At 70.8% G+C, this 17,325-nt stretch carries 16 protein-coding genes and 1 pseudogene; 8 read left to right on the forward strand and 9 right to left on the reverse strand.

Features of this window, described 5'->3' with window-relative positions:
- Genes trpS through GKE56_RS00260 form a run of 3 tightly spaced genes read left to right on the forward strand, consistent with a single transcriptional unit; the run spans nucleotide 1 to nucleotide 2,657 of the window.
- Nucleotides 1-1,032 (forward strand): tryptophan--tRNA ligase, encoded by a 1,032-nt coding sequence (gene trpS / locus GKE56_RS00250; protein ID WP_154682855.1) that lies wholly within the window; start codon nucleotides 1-3, stop codon nucleotides 1,030-1,032.
- A gap of 10 nt (nucleotides 1,033-1,042) precedes the next feature.
- Complete coding sequence (locus GKE56_RS00255) at nucleotides 1,043-1,561, forward strand: 2'-5' RNA ligase family protein (RefSeq protein ID WP_154682856.1); 519 nt, start codon at nucleotides 1,043-1,045, stop codon at nucleotides 1,559-1,561.
- 1 nt (nucleotide 1,562) lies between these two features.
- Nucleotides 1,563-2,657, forward strand: coding sequence for a YihY/virulence factor BrkB family protein (locus GKE56_RS00260; protein ID WP_154682857.1), 1,095 nt, complete (start codon nucleotides 1,563-1,565; stop codon nucleotides 2,655-2,657).
- Between the two features lie 65 nt (nucleotides 2,658-2,722).
- Here GKE56_RS00260 and GKE56_RS00265 read toward each other — a convergent pair whose 3' ends face one another.
- The 6 genes from GKE56_RS00265 to GKE56_RS00290 form a co-directional block, all read right to left on the reverse strand.
- A complete protein-coding gene (locus GKE56_RS00265) occupies nucleotides 2,723-3,985 on the reverse strand; it encodes a D-alanyl-D-alanine carboxypeptidase family protein (protein ID WP_154682858.1) in 1,263 nt (420 codons plus the stop codon).
- 5 nt (nucleotides 3,986-3,990) lie between these two features.
- Nucleotides 3,991-4,752 carry a succinate dehydrogenase iron-sulfur subunit gene (locus tag GKE56_RS00270; protein WP_154682859.1) on the reverse strand — a complete coding sequence of 254 codons (762 nt, stop codon included), beginning with the start codon at nucleotides 4,750-4,752 and terminating at the stop codon, nucleotides 3,991-3,993.
- Nucleotides 4,752-6,527 (reverse strand): succinate dehydrogenase flavoprotein subunit, encoded by a 1,776-nt coding sequence (gene sdhA / locus GKE56_RS00275; protein WP_154682860.1) that lies wholly within the window; start codon nucleotides 6,525-6,527, stop codon nucleotides 4,752-4,754. The genes GKE56_RS00270 and sdhA overlap by 1 nt, the downstream gene beginning before the upstream one ends.
- A gap of 28 nt (nucleotides 6,528-6,555) precedes the next feature.
- On the reverse strand, nucleotides 6,556-7,020 hold the full coding sequence (locus GKE56_RS00280) for a succinate dehydrogenase hydrophobic membrane anchor subunit (protein ID WP_154682861.1): 465 nt from the start codon (nucleotides 7,018-7,020) through the stop codon (nucleotides 6,556-6,558).
- A 10-nt stretch (nucleotides 7,021-7,030) separates the two neighbouring features.
- On the reverse strand, nucleotides 7,031-7,408 hold the full coding sequence (gene sdhC, locus GKE56_RS00285) for a succinate dehydrogenase, cytochrome b556 subunit (protein ID WP_154682862.1): 378 nt from the start codon (nucleotides 7,406-7,408) through the stop codon (nucleotides 7,031-7,033).
- A gap of 192 nt (nucleotides 7,409-7,600) precedes the next feature.
- On the reverse strand, nucleotides 7,601-8,740 hold the full coding sequence (locus GKE56_RS00290) for a glycosyltransferase family 1 protein (protein WP_154682863.1): 1,140 nt from the start codon (nucleotides 8,738-8,740) through the stop codon (nucleotides 7,601-7,603).
- A 98-nt stretch (nucleotides 8,741-8,838) separates the two neighbouring features.
- Between GKE56_RS00290 and GKE56_RS00295 the strand changes: the two genes are divergently transcribed.
- Nucleotides 8,839-9,930 carry a mannose-1-phosphate guanylyltransferase gene (locus GKE56_RS00295; protein WP_154682864.1) on the forward strand — a complete coding sequence of 364 codons (1,092 nt, stop codon included), beginning with the start codon at nucleotides 8,839-8,841 and terminating at the stop codon, nucleotides 9,928-9,930.
- Nucleotides 9,931-9,954: 24 nt separating this feature from the next.
- On the opposite strand, the gene GKE56_RS00300 is transcribed toward GKE56_RS00295, so the two are convergent.
- Both GKE56_RS00300 and GKE56_RS00305 read right to left on the reverse strand, forming a co-directional pair.
- On the reverse strand, nucleotides 9,955-11,544 hold the full coding sequence (locus GKE56_RS00300; protein ID WP_154682865.1) for an ABC transporter permease: 1,590 nt from the start codon (nucleotides 11,542-11,544) through the stop codon (nucleotides 9,955-9,957).
- Nucleotides 11,541-12,453 (reverse strand): annotated as a pseudogene (locus tag GKE56_RS00305) (ATP-binding cassette domain-containing protein). Before GKE56_RS00305 ends, GKE56_RS00300 begins: the two are co-directional and overlap by 4 nt.
- Before the next feature lie 94 nt (nucleotides 12,454-12,547).
- On the opposite strand from GKE56_RS00305, the gene GKE56_RS00310 reads away from it, so the two are divergent.
- The 3 genes from GKE56_RS00310 (at nucleotide 12,548) to GKE56_RS00320 (ending at nucleotide 16,013) form a co-directional block, all read left to right on the forward strand.
- On the forward strand, nucleotides 12,548-13,027 hold the full coding sequence (locus GKE56_RS00310; RefSeq protein ID WP_230209066.1) for a GbsR/MarR family transcriptional regulator: 480 nt from the start codon (nucleotides 12,548-12,550) through the stop codon (nucleotides 13,025-13,027).
- A 128-nt stretch (nucleotides 13,028-13,155) separates the two neighbouring features.
- Nucleotides 13,156-14,751, forward strand: a complete 1,596-nt coding sequence (locus GKE56_RS00315) for a methylmalonyl-CoA mutase (protein WP_154682867.1) — start codon at nucleotides 13,156-13,158, stop codon at nucleotides 14,749-14,751.
- A gap of 44 nt (nucleotides 14,752-14,795) precedes the next feature.
- Nucleotides 14,796-16,013: an amidohydrolase gene (locus GKE56_RS00320; protein ID WP_154682868.1), complete on the forward strand. Its 1,218-nt coding sequence runs from the start codon at nucleotides 14,796-14,798 to the stop codon at nucleotides 16,011-16,013.
- A gap of 119 nt (nucleotides 16,014-16,132) precedes the next feature.
- Here the strand turns inward: GKE56_RS00320 and GKE56_RS17020 are convergent, their stop codons facing one another.
- Nucleotides 16,133-16,279, reverse strand: a complete 147-nt coding sequence (locus tag GKE56_RS17020) for a hypothetical protein (RefSeq protein WP_230209067.1) — start codon at nucleotides 16,277-16,279, stop codon at nucleotides 16,133-16,135.
- Here GKE56_RS17020 and GKE56_RS00325 point away from each other — a divergent pair.
- Entirely contained in the window at nucleotides 16,278-17,195 is a 918-nt protein-coding gene (locus tag GKE56_RS00325) for a BMP family protein (RefSeq protein WP_230209068.1), read from the forward strand. The genes GKE56_RS17020 and GKE56_RS00325 overlap by 2 nt on opposite strands.
- Nucleotides 17,196-17,325: the final 130 nt, after the last annotated feature.

Consider the following 17,325-nt stretch of genomic DNA (forward strand, 5'->3'; position numbering starts at 1 on the left):
ATGGCGCCCATGTCGACGCCCCCTGCTCCCGCTGCGCTGCCCCGGATCCTGTCCGGGATGCAGCCCACCAGCGACTCGCTCCACCTCGGCAACTACATCGGCGCGCTGGTCAACTGGGTGGGGCTGCAGCAGGACTTCGACGCCTACTACTTCGTCGCCGACCTCCACGCGCTCACGGTCCCCACCGACCCCGAGGTGCTACGGCGTCGCACCCGGGTCACCGCCGCGCAGTTCATTGCTGGTGGGGTCGACCCCAAGCGCTCGGCCGTGTTCTGCCAGAGCCACATCACCGAGCACGCCGAGCTGGGGTGGGTCATGAACTGCCTCACCGGCTTCGGCGAGGCGAGCCGGATGACCCAGTTCAAGGACAAGACCGCCAAGGGTCAGAACGCGAACGTCGGCCTGTTCGCGTACCCGATGCTCATGGCGGCCGACATCCTCATGTACGACGCGGCATACGTCCCCGTGGGCGAGGACCAGCGCCAGCACCTCGAGATCACCCGCGACCTGGCCGAGCGCTTCAACGCGCGGTTCGGTGAGACGCTCGTGGTGCCCGACGCCTACATCGTCAAGGGCTCGGCCAAGATCATGGAGCTGACCGACCCGACGTCGAAGATGTCTGCCACCAACTCGCCGGACAAGGGGCTTCTGCTGCTCTCCGACGAGCCCGCTCGGCTACGCAAGAAGATCATGTCCGCCGTCACGGACACCGAGTCCGAGGTGCGCTACGACGTCGAGACCAAGGCGGGCGTCTCCAACCTGCTGGTCATCCACTCGGTGCTCTCTGGCCAGCGCATCGAGGAGCTCGAGCGCGAGTTCGCCGGCAAGGGGTACGGAGACCTCAAGAAGGCCGTGGCCGAGGTCGTGGTCGACGCCGTCGAGCCCTTCCGCGAGCGGATGGCCGAGCTGCTCGACGACCCTGCGGAGCTCGACCGCATCCTCGCGGACGGCGCCGACCGGGCCCGCGAGGTGGCGGTCGCGACGATGGCCCGGGTGCGTGACCGAGTGGGGCTGCTGCCGAGCGTTCGGTAGGGTCGCGACCGTGCCCACCATCGGTGTGTCGATCGCGATCCCCTCGCCCCACGCAGAGATGCTGCAGGCCAAGCGGGCGTCCTTTGGCGACCCCTTGGCCGACTGCATCCCCACCCATGTGACGCTGCTGCCGCCCACCGAGGTCGATGACGCGCAGCTGGCCTCCGCCGTGACCCACCTCGAGCAGGTGGCTGAGCAGGGGCACTCGTTCTCGATGGTGCTGCGTGGCACCGGGACGTTTCGGCCGATCTCGCCGGTGGTGTTCGTGCAGGTCTCCGGTGGCCTCGCCGAGTGCGAGGTGCTCGAGCGAGCCGTACGACGCGGCCCGTTGGCCCGCGACCTCGACTTCTACTACCACCCGCACGTGACCGTGGCACACCACGTGCCCGAGGACAGCCTCGACCGGGCCTTCCAGGAGCTCGCTGACTTCGAGTGCACCTTCACGGTGCGCGAGTTCTACCTCTACGAGCACGGCGCTGACCAGATCTGGCGCCAGGTGCGCTCATTCCCCCTCAACGGCGGAGGCTGACGTGCAGACCCTCAAGCGGTGGTGGGCCCGCGTCCAGCAGACACCGGCCGGACGGGCGTGGAAGCGCTACGGAGACACCCGCGGCAGCTTACTGGCCGCTGGGGTCACCTACTTCGGCTTCCTGTCGATCTTCCCCATCCTGGCGCTGGCGTTCGCCGTCTTCGGGTTCCTGCTTCGTGGCCACCCCCAGTGGCTGGGCGACATCCGGCACTACCTCGACGGTGCCCTCCCGGGCTTCGTGCAAGACCCACAGGGCAAGAACGGCCTCATCCCGCTCACGCTGCCACGCGGTGGCACGCTGGCCACGGTGGGGATCGTCGGCGTGGCCGGACTGCTCTGGGGCGGACTCGGCTGGCTCGACGCCCTGAGGGAGGGCGTCCGCGCGGTGTTCGGCGTCACCGGGTCGGCGGGCAACGTCGTCACCGACAAGCTGCGTGACATCGGGGTCCTCGTCGTCATCGGCCTGGCGGTGATCATCTCGGCGGTGGTTGCCGCCCTCGCCAACGGCGCCACGGGCTTCGTGGCCGAACTGGTCGGGCTGGGCCGCCAGCAGTGGCTCGTCACGGCAGTGGGGGTGGTCGTCCAAGCCCTGCTCAACACCGCCGTGGTCGGCCTCGTGCTCCGGGTGCTCACCGGGGTCCCGGTGCCGTGGAAGGGCCTGCGCAACGGAGCGATCTTCGGCGGTGTCGGCCTGACCGTGCTGCAGCTCTTCGGCACCCGCCTGATCGCCGGCACGCTGCACAACCCCGTCTTCGCCTCGATCGGCCTGGTCGTGGGGCTGCTCGTGTTCCTCAACTTCATCTCGCGGGTGCTGCTCGTGGCGGCCGCGTGGGCCGCCAACGACCTCGCCACCGCCACCGCCACCGCTACAGCGCAGGGCGGTCAGGACGCAGGCCAGCGGCTCAAGGCCACCGAAGGCCCCGAGCAGCGGCCCCTCGTCGGGCTCAAGGGGCGCACCGACGCCGGGCTGCCCACGTTCAGCCAGCGCGCTGCCGACCGCACCTCGGTGGCGGCCGGAGCGGTGCTCGGCGCGTTGGGTGCGGTCGTGGTCGGTTCGGGCGCCCGCGGCATCCGGTCGCTGGTCCGGCGCCGGTAGCCCCCTCGACCCCGCACGACCCCGGACGACGCCGCACGATGGGGCAGGAGGGGGCAGGAGACGCGTCAGCGTCGGTGGCGAGGCACCGGCGCGGGGCGCCGGACGGCTCGGCTCGCCAGCAGCGCCACCAGCAGCAGCGCGGCAGCCAGCCCGCCCAACCCCACCCAGGGGGCAACCGAGCGGGGCAACAGCTCCGAGCTCGGCACGGCGGCCGCGGCCGCTCGGGGGACGCCCGCCGGAAGTCCACCCGGGACCATCGCCGACCCCTCGCTCGGGGCAACGGTCGGTGCCGTGGTGACCGCACCGGGGGCGACGAGGGTGCCGACGGGCCTCGCCCGCGCGGCGTACCGGAAGGCCCAGTCGTACATCGCAGCCTGCGGGCGCCAGGACGCGTCCAGCCCGTGCATCTCCGTGAGGAGGTAGGTGTGGCCGCCGCGGGTCACCGCCGAGATGTAGGTTCGCTCGGCGGCCACGGTGTAGCCGTTCTTGACGCCGATCGTGCCCGGGTAGTTGTACAGCAGCTTGTTGTGGCTGTTGATCGTGTAGGTGGCCCGCTTCTTGGTCTTGGGGTCGAGGTTGCCCGGAAACGCCACCCGCTTGGTGATCACGTACGACCGGAACTGCGGCAGGGCGAGCGCCGCCCGGCCGATCAGGGCGAGGTCGTAGGCGCTGGACGTCTCACCCGGCGCGTCCAGGCCGGACGGGTCCTTGGCGACCGTGTCGTGGGCCCCGAGGTATGCCGCGTGCGCATTCATGGCGGCGAGCGTCGCCGCCCGGCCGCCCGCCGACTCGGTGAGCGCATACGTGGCGTCGTTGCCCGAGGCCATCAGCATCGCCTCGAAGAGCTGCTTCGCGGTGTAGGGCAGGCCCGGGACGATGCCGACGCGGGTGCCGTCGGCCGCGGCGTCGGCCTGGGTCGGGACGATGGTGCGCTGGGCGGGGACCAGCGGGATGAGGGTCAGGGCGGCGAGTGTCTTGAGGGTGCTCGCCGGGAGCATCCGCGCGTGGGCCGCCTTGGCCGCGATGACGTCGCCGGTGTCGAGGTCGGCGAGCAGCCAGGAGACGTCACGCAGGGCGGGTGGCGGGGGCACGCCGGGGGGAAGGTCGGTGACCAGGCCCATGGCGGCGAGGCGCTCACCGCCGATCGACACCCGCGGGTCGACGCTGCCGGACGGCGTGGGCAACGTCGGTGTCGATGCGGTCCTCGGCGTCGGAGCCGGTGGGGTCGTGACCGCCTGGGTGGGCACTGCGACGCCCAGGACGCCGACGGCCAGTGCGGCGACGGCGCCTGGGCGAATCCACGCGGGTCTCCCGCGGCGGGTGCTCATCCGACTCAGAACCGGCTCGTGAGCAGAGCCCGCTTGACTTCCTGGATCGCCTGCGTGACCTGGATGCCGCGGGGGCACGCGTCGGTGCAGTTGAAGGTCGTGCGGCAGCGCCACACGCCTTCCTTGTCGTTGAGGATCTCGAGGCGCTGGGCGCCACCCTCGTCGCGGCTGTCGAAGATGAACCGGTGGGCGTTGACGATGGCGGCGGGGCCGAAGTACTGGCCGTCGTTCCAGAACACCGGGCAGCTCGTGGTGCACGCGGCGCACAGGATGCACTTGGTCGTGTCATCGAAGCGGTCGCGGTCCTGCTGGCTCTGGATGCGCTCGCGGGTGGGCTCGTTGCCGGTGGTGATGAGGAACGGCATGACCTCGCGATAGGCGTCGAAGAAGGGCTCCATGTCGACGATGAGGTCCTTCTCGACCGGCAGGCCCTTGATCGGCTCGACGGTGATCGGCTTGTCGGGGTTGACGTCCTTGATCAGCGTCTTGCAGGCCAGGCGGTTCTTGCCGTTGATGCGCATGGCGTCCGAGCCGCAGACACCATGGGCGCAGGACCGGCGGAACGACAGGGAGCCGTCCTGCTCCCACTTGATCTGGTGCAGGGCGTCCAGCACGCGGTCCGTCGCGTGGGAGGTGACCTGGTAGGTCTCCCAGTGCGGCTCGGAGTCGACCTCGGGGTTGTAGCGCGAGATCCTCAGCGTCACCGTGAAGGTGGGGACGGCCTTCGCGGTGGTGGCCTTGGGCGTGTCGTCGATCGTCGCGGTCATCAGTACTTGCGCTCCATCGGCTGGTAGCGGGTCACGGTCACGGGCTTGTAGTCGAGGCGCACCTCGTCCGCGAACGCCGGTCCGGCAGCGACCTCGGTCACCGGCGCGCGGTAGGCCATCGTGTGGCGCATGAAGTTCACGTCGTCGCGCGCCTCGTAGTCCTCGCGGAAGTGGCCGCCACGCGACTCCTTGCGGGCCAGCGCGCCCAGCGTGATGACCTCGGCGAGCTCGATGAGGAAGCCGAGCTCGATCGCCTCGAGGAGGTCGGTGTTGTAGCGCTTGCCCTTGTCCTGGACCACGACGCTGGCGTAGCGCTCCTTGAGCTCGTCGATGACACCCAGCGCCTCCTTCATCGAGGCCTCCGTGCGGAACACCTGGACGTTGCGGTCCATGGTCTCCTGGAGGGCCTTGCGCAGGTCGGCCACCCGCTCGCCGCTCTCGCGGGTGCGGATCGTCTCGACCATGCCCTCGACCAGCGCGGACGGGTTCTCGGGGAGGTCGACGTACGGCGCGGACGCGGCATACTCGGCGGCGGCGATGCCGGCCCGACGGCCGAACACGTTGATGTCGAGCAGGCTGTTGGTGCCCAGCCGGTTCGAGCCGTGAACGCTCACGCACGCGACCTCACCGGCGGCGTAGAGGCCGGGCACGACGTCGGTGTTGTTGCGCAGCACCTCGGTCTCGACGTTGGTGGGCACGCCACCCATCGCGTAGTGCGCGGTCGGGTAGACCGGGACCGGCTCGGTGTAGGGCTCGACACCGAGGTAGGTGCGCGCGAACTCGGTGATGTCGGGGAGCTTCGCGTCGATGTGGGCCGGCTCGAGGTGGGTGAGGTCGAGCAGGACGTAGTCCTTGTTGGGGCCGGCGCCACGGCCCTCGCGGACCTCGTTGGCCATCGACCGGGCGACGATGTCGCGCGGCGCGAGGTCTTTGATCGTGGGGGCGTAGCGCTCCATGAAGCGCTCGCCGTCGGCGTTGCGCAGGATGCCGCCCTCACCTCGCGCCGCCTCGGACAGCAGGATGCCGAGCCCGGCCAGACCTGTCGGGTGGAACTGGAAGAACTCCATGTCCTCCAACGGGATGCCGCGGCGGAACGCGACGCCCATGCCGTCGCCCGTGAGCGTGTGGGCGTTGGACGTGGTCTTGAAGACCTTGCCGGTGCCGCCGGTGGCGAAGATGACGGACTTGGCCTGGAAGACGTGGATCTCGCCGGTGGCCAGCTCATAGGCGACCACACCGGCGGCGTGCTCGACGCCGTCCGGGCCGGTGTTGAGCAGCAGGTCGAGGACGTAGAACTCGTTGTAGAACTCGACGCCCTGCTTGACGCAGTTCTGGTAGAGCGTCTGGAGGATCATGTGGCCGGTGCGGTCGGCGGCGAAGCACGACCGGCGCACGGCGGCCTCACCGTGGTTGCGGGTGTGGCCCCCGAACCGGCGCTGGTCGATCTTGCCTTCAGGCGTGCGGTTGAACGGCAGGCCCATCTTCTCGAGGTCGATCACGGCGTCGATCGCCTCACGGCACATGATCTCGGCGGCGTCCTGGTCGACGAGGTAGTCGCCGCCCTTGACGGTGTCGAAGGTGTGCCACTCCCAGTTGTCCTCCTCGACGTTGGCCAGGGCTGCGCACATGCCGCCCTGGGCCGCGCCGGTGTGGGAGCGAGTGGGGTAGAGCTTGGTCAGCACCGCGGTGCGGGTCCGCTTGGAGGACTCGAGCGCCGCGCGCATGCCGGCACCACCGGCCCCGACGATCACGACGTCGTACTTGTGCGTCTGCATCAGTATTGGTTCCTTTGGCGTTCCAGGGTCATCGGCTGCACACGGAGAGGGTGGAGTGCGGGTCGAGGCACGGGTCGAAGGTGAAGATCACCAGGGTGCCGAGCACCATGACCAGCAGTGCACTCGCGACCAGCAGGCCCTTGAGGATCCAGCGGGTGCGGTCCTTCTCGGTGTAGTCGTTGATGATCGTGCGGACGCCGTTGAAGCCGTGCAGCTCCGCGAGCCAGAGCATGAGGGTGTCCCAGACCTGCCAGAACGGGTTGGACCACTTCTGGCCGACGAAGGCGAAGTCGATCGCGTGGATGCCCTTGCCGAGCATGAGGTTGACGAACAGGTGGCCGAAGACGAGCACGAGCAGCAGCACGCCGCTGCCGCGCATGAAAACCCAGGACCAGAGCTCGAAGTTGCCGCGGGCCTTGGCGACCCGGCGGTAGCGGGACTTCGTGGTCGAGACCGCGTCGGGGCCCGCGTGGTAGTTGGTGGTGGTGCTCATCATCGGCCCCTCAGTGCGTGAAGACGTTGGTCAGGTGCCGGATCGCGAAAGGCGCGAAGAGCACGACGAATCCGACGATGACGGCCCAGAACAGCTGTCGCTGGTACTTCGGCCCCTTGGCCCAGAAGTCGACGGCGATGATGCGCAACCCGTTGAGCGCGTGGAAGATCACTGCGGCGACGAGCCCCGTCTCACCGAGCCCGACGACCGGGTTCTTGTAGGCCGACATCACCGTGTTGTAGGCGTCGGGGGAGACCCGGACCAGCGCAGTGTCGAGGACGTGCGCGAAGAGGAAGAGGAAGAGGAGTACGCCGCTGATGCGGTGGGCCACCCACGACCACATGCCTTCACGGCCGCGGTAGAGGGTCCCGTTGGCTGCCTGCGCCACTGCGCGTCCCTTTCAGAAGCAGAGATGTCACGGCTGGTGGTCGCGCGATGCGGCCCCGGCCGTTGTTCGCCCGTCAGGTTATCGGCCCCGGCTCGGCGTGCGTGCACGGGCCACCTGTGAGAAACCGAACAGGGCCGGTTACCCGCTGGTATGCCGGGGGGCTGAGGCGACGCGGGCTCAGGCGACGAGGGCTCAGGCGACGAGCGCGCGGGCGCCCAGGACGGCGCCGTAGTGGCCGAGCAGCTCGTCGGTGAGGCCGGACCAGCTGCGCGGCGCGACCCGCACCCTGGCGACCGCACCCATCGCCTCGCGCTTGGTGCGGTCGCCGGCCAGGTGCGCGACGGCCTCACGCAGTGCCTCCGGGTCGTCGGGGTCGAACAACAGCCCGGTGCGGGAGTGGTCGACGAGGTCCAGCGGACCACCGCGCGCGGGTGCCACCACCGGCAGCCCGGTGGCCGCGGCCTCCTGCAGGGTCTGGCCGAACGTCTCACGGGTGCCGGTGTGCGCGAACAGGTCGAACGCGGCATACGCCCTGGCCAGGTCGTCGCCCTCGCGGCGACCGAGGAACACGGCATCGACGCCGGCGCCCGCGAGGGTCGCCGCGTCGTCCGCGCGGCTCGGGCCCTCGCCGACCACGACGACCCGGATGCCGCGCAGGCCCGCGAGCGAGGCCAGCCGGTGCAGCTCCTTCTCCGGTGCCAGCCGGCCGACGTAGCCGACCAGCACCTCGCCGTTCGGGGCGAGCGAGCGGCGCAGCGCCCGAGTTCCCGCATCGGCGCGCCAGCCCGGGTTGAAGAGGGTGGCGTCGACCCCGCGCGCCCACAGGGCGGTCCGCGGTATGCCGTGCGCGGCGAGCTCGGCGAGCGCCGCCGAGGAGGGCGCGAGGGTGCGGTCTGCCATGGCGTGGATGCGTCGCACCCAGCGCCAGGCCGCCCGCGAGGCGCCCCGGCCGACCGCTCCGCGCCCGTGCTGGCGCAGGTAGCTGGGCATGTCGGTCTGGTAGATCGCCACGCTGGGCAGCCCCAGCCGCCCGGCCGCGGACAGGGCGCCGGCACCGAGGACGAACGGCGACGCGACGTGGACGACGTCCGGACCGAACGCCGCGAGCACCGACTCGACCTCGCCCGACGGAAGGCCGACGGGGAACTGGCGGACGGGCACGGACGCAAGGCCGTGGACGGCATACCCCGCATAGCTCGCCGGAGCGGGTCGCGGAGCGAGGATGACCGCCTCGTGCCCCTTGGCGCGCAGGCACTCGGCCACCCGGCAGACGCTGGTGGTCACCCCGTTGAGGTTGGGCAGGAACGACTCGGTGACGATCGCGACTCGCACGACACCAGCGTCGACCGGCCGGGTGAGGGGGCGACGACTCCACGGGGTGTGTCGGGTGACAACGAGATGACGGCCTGGTGGTGGGCTAGCGTTCCCGCATGTCCTCCGGCGCGTCGAACGAGCACTTCTGGGCCGTGATCCCCGCGGGCGGGCCGGGCACCCGGCTCTGGCCACTCTCGCGGGCGAGCTCGCCGAAGTTCCTCCACGACCTCACCGGGACCGGCCGGTCGCTGCTGCAGGCCACCTGGGACCGCCTCCTGCCACTGACCGGTCCGCGGGTGCTGGTCGTCACGGGCCGGGCCCACGAGGCGGCCGTGCGCGAGCAGCTGCCCGACCTGTCCGCCGACCAGCTGCTCGCCGAACCCTCGCCCCGGGACTCGATGGCGGCCATCGGGTGGGCCGCGGCCGTCCTGGAGGCACGGGACCCTGATGCGGTGCTCGGCTCGTTCGCGGCGGACCACGTCATCGCCGACGAGCACGCGTTCCGGGAGTGCGTCACCGAGGCGACTGTCGCGGCCCAGGAGGGGTACCTCGTCACCATCGGCATCGAGCCGACCCACCCGGCGACCGGCTTCGGCTACATCGAGATGGGGTCCGGGCTGGGCTCGGGTCCGACCCGCGCCGTCACGCAGTTCGTCGAGAAGCCGGACCGCGCTCGCGCCGTGGAGTACCTCGCGACCGGCCGGTTCCGGTGGAACGCCGGGATGTTCGTCGTGCGCGCCACCGTCCTGCTCGACCTGCTGGCCCAGTGGCACCCTGAGCTGGCGAGCGGCCTGCGTGCGCTCGCGGCCCACCCGGAGCGCCTGGACGAGGTGTGGCCCGGGCTGGAGAAGATCGCGATCGACCACGCCGTGGCCGAGCCTTCCGCCGCTGCCGGGCGCGTGGCTGTGGTTCCGGGCACCTTCGGCTGGGACGACGTGGGTGACTTTGCCTCGCTGGGCACCCTGCTCCAGGACGCCGACGGTATGCCGGGTGTGCGGGTCCTCGGCGACGCCTCGGTGCTGCGCGTGGTCGACTCGACCGGCGTCGTCGTGCCGTCGGGCGGTCGCGTGGTCGCGGTAGTGGGTCTACAGGACGTGGTGGTCGTCGACACCCCCGACGCACTGCTCGTCACGACTCGCGAGCGCGCCCAGGACGTCAAGGCCGTGGTGGACGCGCTCCGCGCCGCGGGACGTGCCGACCTGCTCTGACGCCGACTCGCATCGGGTTGTCCCTCAGGTGGCCAGGTCCCGCCGACGGAAGGCCGCCGCGGCGACGACGCCGACAGCCGCAGCCACCCCGACGAGAGCAAGGATTCCTGTGGCGTTCGCATCGCCGCCGGGCAGGCTGCCGAGGTGGTCGAACGGCGAGGCTCCCAGGGCCCAGTCCGGGAGCTTGAGCAGGGCGCCGAACTCGCCCAGCAGGACGAACCCGGCCAACAGTCCCCACGCCAGGCTCGACCAGCGCGGCAGCAACCCGAACAGGACCAGCGCGAGCGCCACGCAGACGAGCACGGCGGGGGCAGTGGCGAGCGCGGCGGGCAGGAGGTCACCGATGCCGGTCGAGGTCGATCCGCCTGCGGCAAGCCCGGCTGTGACACCGGCAACGGCGAGCAGCCACAGCGCACCGACCGCGGCGATGACGGCGTGGCCGGCCATCCAGCGCAGCCTGCTCACCTTCGTGGCGAGCACGACCTCGGCCCGTCCGGAGCTCTCCTCGGAGCGCAGCCGCAAGACCGTGGCGATGCCGTATGCGGCGGCCCCGATCGCGAGGAAACGCAGCTCCGCCCCGAAGAAGACATCGACCAGCGATCCCTGACCACCACTCATCTTGCGCAGCATGTCGGCGACGCCAGGGCTGGAGGCCATCTGGTCGACCGAGCTGGCGACGCTGCCCACGACCAGTCCGAGCACGGCATACCCGATGGTCCAGCCCAGCAGGGAGGTGCGCTGGAGCCGCCAGGCCAGGCCCAGCGGGCTCCCCAGCCGAGCCGTGGCTCGTGCGGGCCCGGGGCGGGCCGCCCACAGACCCGAGCCCAGGTCGCGGCGGTGAAGCAGGAGATCGGCGACGACGAGCAGCGCGGCGGTCACGGCGACGGCCGGCAGCAGCCACCACAGGCGGTTCGCCCCGAACGGGCTGACCTGTTCGGCCCAGCCGAGGAACGAGGCGTAGACGAGGTTCTGGCCGCGCCCGGTGGACGCGTCGCCCAGGGCGCGGACGACGAAGGCCAGACCAAGCGCCGCGAGGGCGATGCCGCCCGCCCCGCGGGTCGTCGAGGTGAGCTGGACCGCCACGGCCGTGATCCCCGTCATCACCAGGCCCGCCACGACCTCGACCGCGCCAAGCGCCACCGAACCGGTCGCGCCGACTCCGGTGGGGAGCAGGCTCAGGGCGGAGAGCGCGCCGGTCGCCATGACGGTCAGCACGGCGAGGAGCACCGCGGACGCGAGTGCGGCGCGTCGCCCCACCACGCCACCGGCGACCAGCTCGAACCGCCCCTCCTCCTCTTCGGTACGCGTGTGCCGGCGCACGATCGCAAAGGCGAGGAAGGCGGTGAACAGGCTGCCCATCATCACCGTCTTGAGCACGCCGATCCCTTCGGCGGTGAGTGCGGGGAGCGGGCCGTAGAGGGCGGTGAGGGACGGGTTGTCGGCCATGACCCTCGCTCCGGCGGCGGCGTCGGCCGGGTTGGCGTACAGGCTGATCGTGGCCGCCATCGACCCGTATGCCGTGGCGGCTAGCACCAGGACGCAGGTCACGATGATCCAGCGGTCCCGTCGCCAGGCCAGCCGCAGCAGGGCTCCGGTGCCGGCGAAGGTGCTCATGCCGTCGGCTCGGTCGAGAGGTCGTCGCGGTACTGCGACAGGAACAGCTCCTCCAGCGTCGGCGGCTGGCAGGTCAGGGCCGCGATGCCGTGGGTGCCGAGTCGCTGGACCACGTCACCGACGGCACTGGTCTCCACGGACATCACCAGCCGGTCGCGGTCGAGCCGCACCGCGTCGACCCCGGGCCAGCGGGCAGCCTCGGTGACGGCAACCGGCGTCGCGAGCGTGGCGATGACGCTGGTGCGGGTGAGGTGGCGCAGGTCGCTCAGCGTGCCGGTGTCGACGACGCGGCCGGCTCGCACGATGCTGACCCGGTCTGCGGTGGCCTCGACCTCGGACAGGATGTGGCTCGACAGCAGCACGGTGCGTCCCTCGGACCGGGCCTGCGCGACCTGCTCCTCGAACACCTTCTCCATCAACGGGTCCAGACCCGACGTCGGCTCGTCGAGGACGAGCAGGGGGGACGTCGGAGGCGAGCGCGGCCACCAGGGCAACCTTCTGGCGGTTGCCCTTGGAGTACGAGCGCCCCTTCTTGCTCGGGTCGAGCTCGAACGCCTCGAGCAGCTTGTCGCGCTTGCCCCGGTCAGCCCCGCCACGAAGCCGCCCGAGCAGGTCGATGACCTCACCCCCGGTGAGGTTGGGCCACAGGACGACATCCCCCGGGACGTAGGCCAGCTGCCGGTGCAGCTCCGTGGCGTCGTGCCACGGGTCACGCCCGAGCAGGGTGACGGTGCCGCCATCGGAGCGCAGCAGACCGAGCAGGATGCGGATCGTCGTGGACTTCCCGGCGCCGTTCGGGCCGAGGAAGCCATGGACCTCGCCCTCGTGGACCGTGAGGTCGAGTCCGTCGAGCGCGGTCGTGCTGCCGAAGTTCTTGCGGAGGCCGGCGGCCTCGATGACGAGAGCCATGCAACCGATCATACACAATGTTCAGAAATTTCTGAATGGTCTAAAGTGGAACGCATGGCCAGGACAGCCGAACGCGCCGCGGGGACGGCCAGCCGTGCAGCAGGAGGGGGAGCGCGAGCGCTTCGTCGAGCGGTTCGGCTCCGCACTGACGGCCGCGGGCATGCAGCGGCTGCCCTCACGGGTCTTCGCCTGCCTCCTCGCCCAGGAGACCGGCCGGATGACGGCGGCCGAGATCGGCGACGCACTCTCGGTGAGCCCGGCATCGGTGTCGGGTGCCGTGCGGTCGTTGCAGCAGCTGCGGATGATCCACCGCGAACGCGAGCCCGGCAGCCGCCGCGACGTCTACGTCGTGGCGGACGACGCCTGGCACGACGTCATGATGAACACCTCGGCGGTCTACGCGCCGCTGACGCAGACCCTGCGCGAGGGTGTGGCGATGGTCGGCGGCCCGGGCAGCCAGGCGGGCGACCGGCTCGCGCTGAGTGTGGCGTTCCTCGAGTTCGTCACCGAGGAGATGGCGCAGCTGGCCGAGCGGTGGGACAAGCACCGCGCCACCCTCGACTTATTGCCCTGAGTCGACCGGTTGCCGGGCAATCAGTGGCCGACACGGTGGACTGAGGGCAATAAGTGGGAGGGGTGGGCGTCGTGAGGTGGGCCACGGGTCGCGCCGACCCGGCCTACCGCGCCGCTATCTTGGGCGCCATGGCCGCCGATGTCCCCGCAGCACGCTCCGAGTCCGACCTCCCGATCAAGGCCGTGTATGCCGCGGACGACCTGGCCGGCTTCGACCCGGCGCTCCAGCTCGGGGCACCGGGGGAGTTCCCCTACACCCGGGGCGTCTACCCGAACATGTACACCGGGCGGCCGTGGACGATGCGGCAGTATGCCGGGTTCGGCACCGCCAAGGAGTCCAACGAGCGGTACCACGAGCTGGTGGCCAACGGCACCGGTGGACTGTCCGTCGCCTTCGACCTGCCGACCCAGATGGGGTACGACTCCGACGAGGCCATCGCGCACGGCGAGGTCGGCAAGGTCGGAGTGGCGATCGACTCCATCGACGACATGCGGACCCTCATGGGCGGGTTGCCGCTCGGTGAGATCTCGACCTCGATGACCATCAACGCGCCGGCCGCGACACTGCTGCTGATGTACCAGCTGGTGGCCGAGGAGAACGGCGCGGACCCCTCGCGCCTGGCCGGCACCATCCAGAACGACGTGCTCAAGGAGTACATCGCCCGGGGCACCTACATCTATCCGCCCAAGGAGTCCCTGCGGCTGATCAGCGACATCTTCTCCTACTGCCACAAGGAGCTTCCGCGCTGGAACACCATCTCCATCAGCGGCTACCACATGGCCGAGGCCGGGGCGACCCCCGCCCAGGAGATTGCCTTCACCCTGGCCAACGCCAAGGAGTACGTGCGCACGGCGATCCGCGCGGGACTCGACGTGGACGACTTCGCGCCCCGGTTGTCGTTCTTCTTCGTCGCGCGCACGACCCTGCTGGAGGAGGTCGCCAAGTTCCGCGCGGCCCGGCGGATCTGGGCCCGGGTCATGCGCGAGGAGTTCGGCGCGAAGAACCCCAAGAGCCAGATGCTCCGGTTCCACACCCAGACCGCGGGCGTGCAGCTCACCGCCCAGCAGCCCGAGGTGAACCTCGTGCGGGTTGCCCTGCAGGGGCTCGGCGCGGTCCTGGGCGGCACCCAGTCACTGCACACCAACTCCTTCGACGAGGCCATCGCGCTGCCGACTCAGAAGGCCGCCCGACTGGCCCTGCGCACCCAGCAGGTCATCGCCTACGAGACCGACGTGACGAAGACCGTCGACCCCTTCGCCGGGTCCTACGTCGTGGAGAGCATGACCGACGACGTCGAGGCTGCCGCCCTCGACCTCATGCAGGCCGTCGAGGACCGGGGTGGCGCCGTCGCCGCGATCGAACAAGGCTTCCAGAAGTCCGAGATCGAGCGCTCGGCCTACCGCATCGCCCTCGAGATCGACCACGACGAGCGCACCATCGTCGGCGTGAACCGGTTCACGCTCGAGGAGGAGGAGCCCTACGAGCCGTTGCGGGTCGACCCGCAGATCGAGCTCGACCAGCGCGAACGGCTGGCGGCGCTGCGGGCGGAGCGCGACAACGCAGCGGTCGAGGCGGCGCTGGAGGCCGTGCGCGAGGCGGCCCGCGGCACCGAGAACCTGCTCTACCCGATGCGGGACGCGCTGCGGTTGCGCGCCACCGGCGGAGAGATCAGCCACGCACTGCGCGACGTCTGGGGGCTGTACGTCCCGCACGACACGTTCTGACACGGTCGGGAGGCCATGCCCCCGGCGGTAGAGTTCGCCCTGACATGAGTGACAACCTCCTGCTGGACGACATCTGCGCCAGCATCACCGCGCTGGGACCCGAGCTCGTCGAGGTGCAGCGCGACCTGCACGCTCACCCCGAGCTCTCCCGCGGCGAGTCCCGCACCACCCGCCTGGTCGCCGACCGGTTGCGCGCGGCCGGGGTGAGCGTCCGTGAGCTGCCCGGCACAGGCCTGGTGGCCGACCTGGGAGCCGAGTCCCCGGCGTACCGGGTGGCCTTGCGCGCGGACCTCGACGCGCTTCCGGTGGGGGAGCGCACCGGCCTGCCGTGGGCCTCGACCACCGACGGGATCTGCCACGCCTGCGGGCACGACGTCCACGTCGCCGCCGCGCTCGGGGCTGCGCTCGCCCTCAAGGAGCACGAGGACGGCCTGCGCGAACGCGGCCTCGCAGTGCGGCTGCTCTTCCAGCCCGCCGAGGAGGTCATCCCGGGCGGTGCGCTCGACGTCATCGCCGCGGGCGGGCTGCACGAGGTCGACGCGGTCTTCGCGGTGCACTGCGACCCCACCCTCGACGTCGGAACGGTGGGTCTGCGCGAAGGCGCGATCACCGCTGCCGCCGACCGCGTGACGGTGCACCTGACCGGCCGCGGCGGCCACACCTCGAGGCCGCACCTCACCGAAGACCTCACCTTCGCGCTGGCCAAGGTCGTCACCGAGCTTCCGGCGGTGCTCTCGCGGCGGCTCGACCCCCGCACCGCCTTCGCCCTGGTCTGGGGCGAGGTCCACGCAGGCCAGGCCGCCAACGTCATCCCGTCCATCGGCACCGCGGCGGGCACCCTGCGCATGCTCGACGCCGCCGCCTGGGCCACGATCGGCCCCCTGCTCGCCGAGTCCGTGCAGCACGTCGTGGCGCCGTATGCCGTGCAGGCCGTCCTCGAGCACGTCCAGGGCGTGCCGCCGGTGGTCAACGCGGTCGAGGCGGTGGAGGTGCTCAGGCAGGCAGCGACCGGGGCCGGGCTCACCCCCGTCGGCACCGTCCAGTCGCTCGGCGGCGAGGACTTCGCGTGGTACCTCCAGAAGGTGCCGGGCGCGATGGCGCGCCTGGGCACCCGCACCCCCGGCGGGCACACCTTCGACCTGCACCAGGGCGACCTCGTCGTCGACGAGACCGCCGTGACCTGGGGCGCCCGGCTGCTGGCTGGTGCCGCCGTCGCGGGTGTCGTCAAGGCAGCGCCGGAGTCGACAGTCGCGGGTTGGTAACGGTTTACCGGCAGTGTGCACGAAGGGCGCAAGTGCCGCCCGCCGGTGCGACTATCCTCACGGCCTAGCGGCGCAGCACAGCGCCTCATGCAATCCACAGAACAGGAGACAGCCTTGCGTCACACGATGAAGGTTGCTGCGGTGGTGTCGGCAGCAGCGCTGACGCTGGCCGCGTGCGGTAACTCCGGGAACTCCGGGTCCAGCGCGAGCGGTTCCTCGAGCTCGAGCTCCAGCTCGAGCTCGAAGTCCAGCCTCAAGGTCGGCATGGCCTACGACGTGGGCGGGCGCGGCGACCAGTCGTTCAACGACGCCGCCGCAGCGGGTCTGGACAAGGCCAAGACGGACCTCGGCGTCGACGTCAAGGAAGCAGCCGCCGTCAACGGCGAGAACGAGGCCGCTCGCGAGGAGCGCCTGCAGCAGCTGATCGACGCGGGCTACACCCACGTCGTGGCGGTGGGCTTCGCCTACGCGCAGGCCGTCGGCAAGGTGGCCAAGGCCAACCCCGACGTGCACTTCGCGATCGTCGACGACGCGTCTGCGGACTCCAAGGGCCCGAACGTCGACCAGATCACCTTCGCCGAGAACGAGGGCTCGTTCCTCGTCGGCGTGGCTGCCGCGCTGAAGTCCAAGACGGGCCAGATCGGCTTCGTCGGTGGCGTCAACGTGCCGCTGATCAAGAAGTTCGAGGCTGGCTACATCGCTGGCGCGAAGGCCGTCAACCCGAACATCAAGATCGACTCCCAGTACCTCACCCAGCCGCCGGACTTCAGCGGCTTCGGTGACCCGGCCAAGGGCAAGACCGCGGCCGAGGGCATGTACCAGAAGGGCGCCGACGTGGTCTACCACGCTGCCGGTGGCTCGGGCGGCGGCGTCTTCACCGCGGCCAAGGCCGCGGGCAAGATGGCGATCGGTGTCGACTCCGACCAGGCGCTCACCGCCCCGGCCGACGTCCGGTCCGTGATCATCACCTCGATGATCAAGAAGGTCGACGTCGCGGTCTACGACTTCATCAAGTCGGCGTCCGAGGGCAAGGAGCTCACGGGCAACAACATCTACGACCTCAAGGTCGGCGGTGTGGACTACTCGACCACGGGTGGCCACATCGACGACATCAAGGCCAAGATCGACGACTACAAGAAGAAGATCATCGACGGCACGATCAAGGTCCCCACGACCCCCTGATACGCCTCTTGTGGGCTCACACGGCCCGGGCGGGCGCGGTAGCGTCTGACCCGGGCCGTGTGCGTTCCAGGCGGCCTTGGCGCTCCGGTATGCCCGGTGCGCCCCCGTGCGCCAGCCGCCCGCGCCGATG

The sequence above is a fragment of the Nostocoides sp. HKS02 genome (assembly GCF_009707485.1).
Taxonomy (GTDB): Bacteria; Actinomycetota; Actinomycetes; order Actinomycetales; family Dermatophilaceae; genus Pedococcus.

Excerpts from the sequence above, each read along its gene's own strand:
- trpS (WP_154682855.1), top strand. The coding sequence starts at position 1 with ATGGCGCCCATGTCGACGCCCCCTGCTCCCGCTGCGCTGCCCCGGATC.
- GKE56_RS00265 (WP_154682858.1), bottom strand. The coding sequence starts at position 3,985 with ATGAGCACCCGCCGCGGGAGACCCGCGTGGATTCGCCCAGGCGCCGTC.
- GKE56_RS00270 (WP_154682859.1), bottom strand. The coding sequence starts at position 4,752 with ATGACCGCGACGATCGACGACACGCCCAAGGCCACCACCGCGAAGGCC.
- sdhA (WP_154682860.1), bottom strand. The coding sequence starts at position 6,527 with ATGCAGACGCACAAGTACGACGTCGTGATCGTCGGGGCCGGTGGTGCC.
- GKE56_RS00280 (WP_154682861.1), bottom strand. The coding sequence starts at position 7,020 with ATGAGCACCACCACCAACTACCACGCGGGCCCCGACGCGGTCTCGACC.
- GKE56_RS00295 (WP_154682864.1), top strand. The coding sequence starts at position 8,839 with ATGTCCTCCGGCGCGTCGAACGAGCACTTCTGGGCCGTGATCCCCGCG.
- GKE56_RS00300 (WP_154682865.1), bottom strand. The coding sequence starts at position 11,544 with ATGAGCACCTTCGCCGGCACCGGAGCCCTGCTGCGGCTGGCCTGGCGA.
- GKE56_RS00315 (WP_154682867.1), top strand. The coding sequence starts at position 13,156 with ATGGCCGCCGATGTCCCCGCAGCACGCTCCGAGTCCGACCTCCCGATC.
- GKE56_RS00320 (WP_154682868.1), top strand. The coding sequence starts at position 14,796 with ATGAGTGACAACCTCCTGCTGGACGACATCTGCGCCAGCATCACCGCG.
- GKE56_RS00325 (WP_230209068.1), top strand. The coding sequence starts at position 16,278 with ATGGCCTACGACGTGGGCGGGCGCGGCGACCAGTCGTTCAACGACGCC.
- GKE56_RS17020 (WP_230209067.1), bottom strand. The coding sequence starts at position 16,279 with ATGCCGACCTTGAGGCTGGACTTCGAGCTCGAGCTGGAGCTCGAGCTC.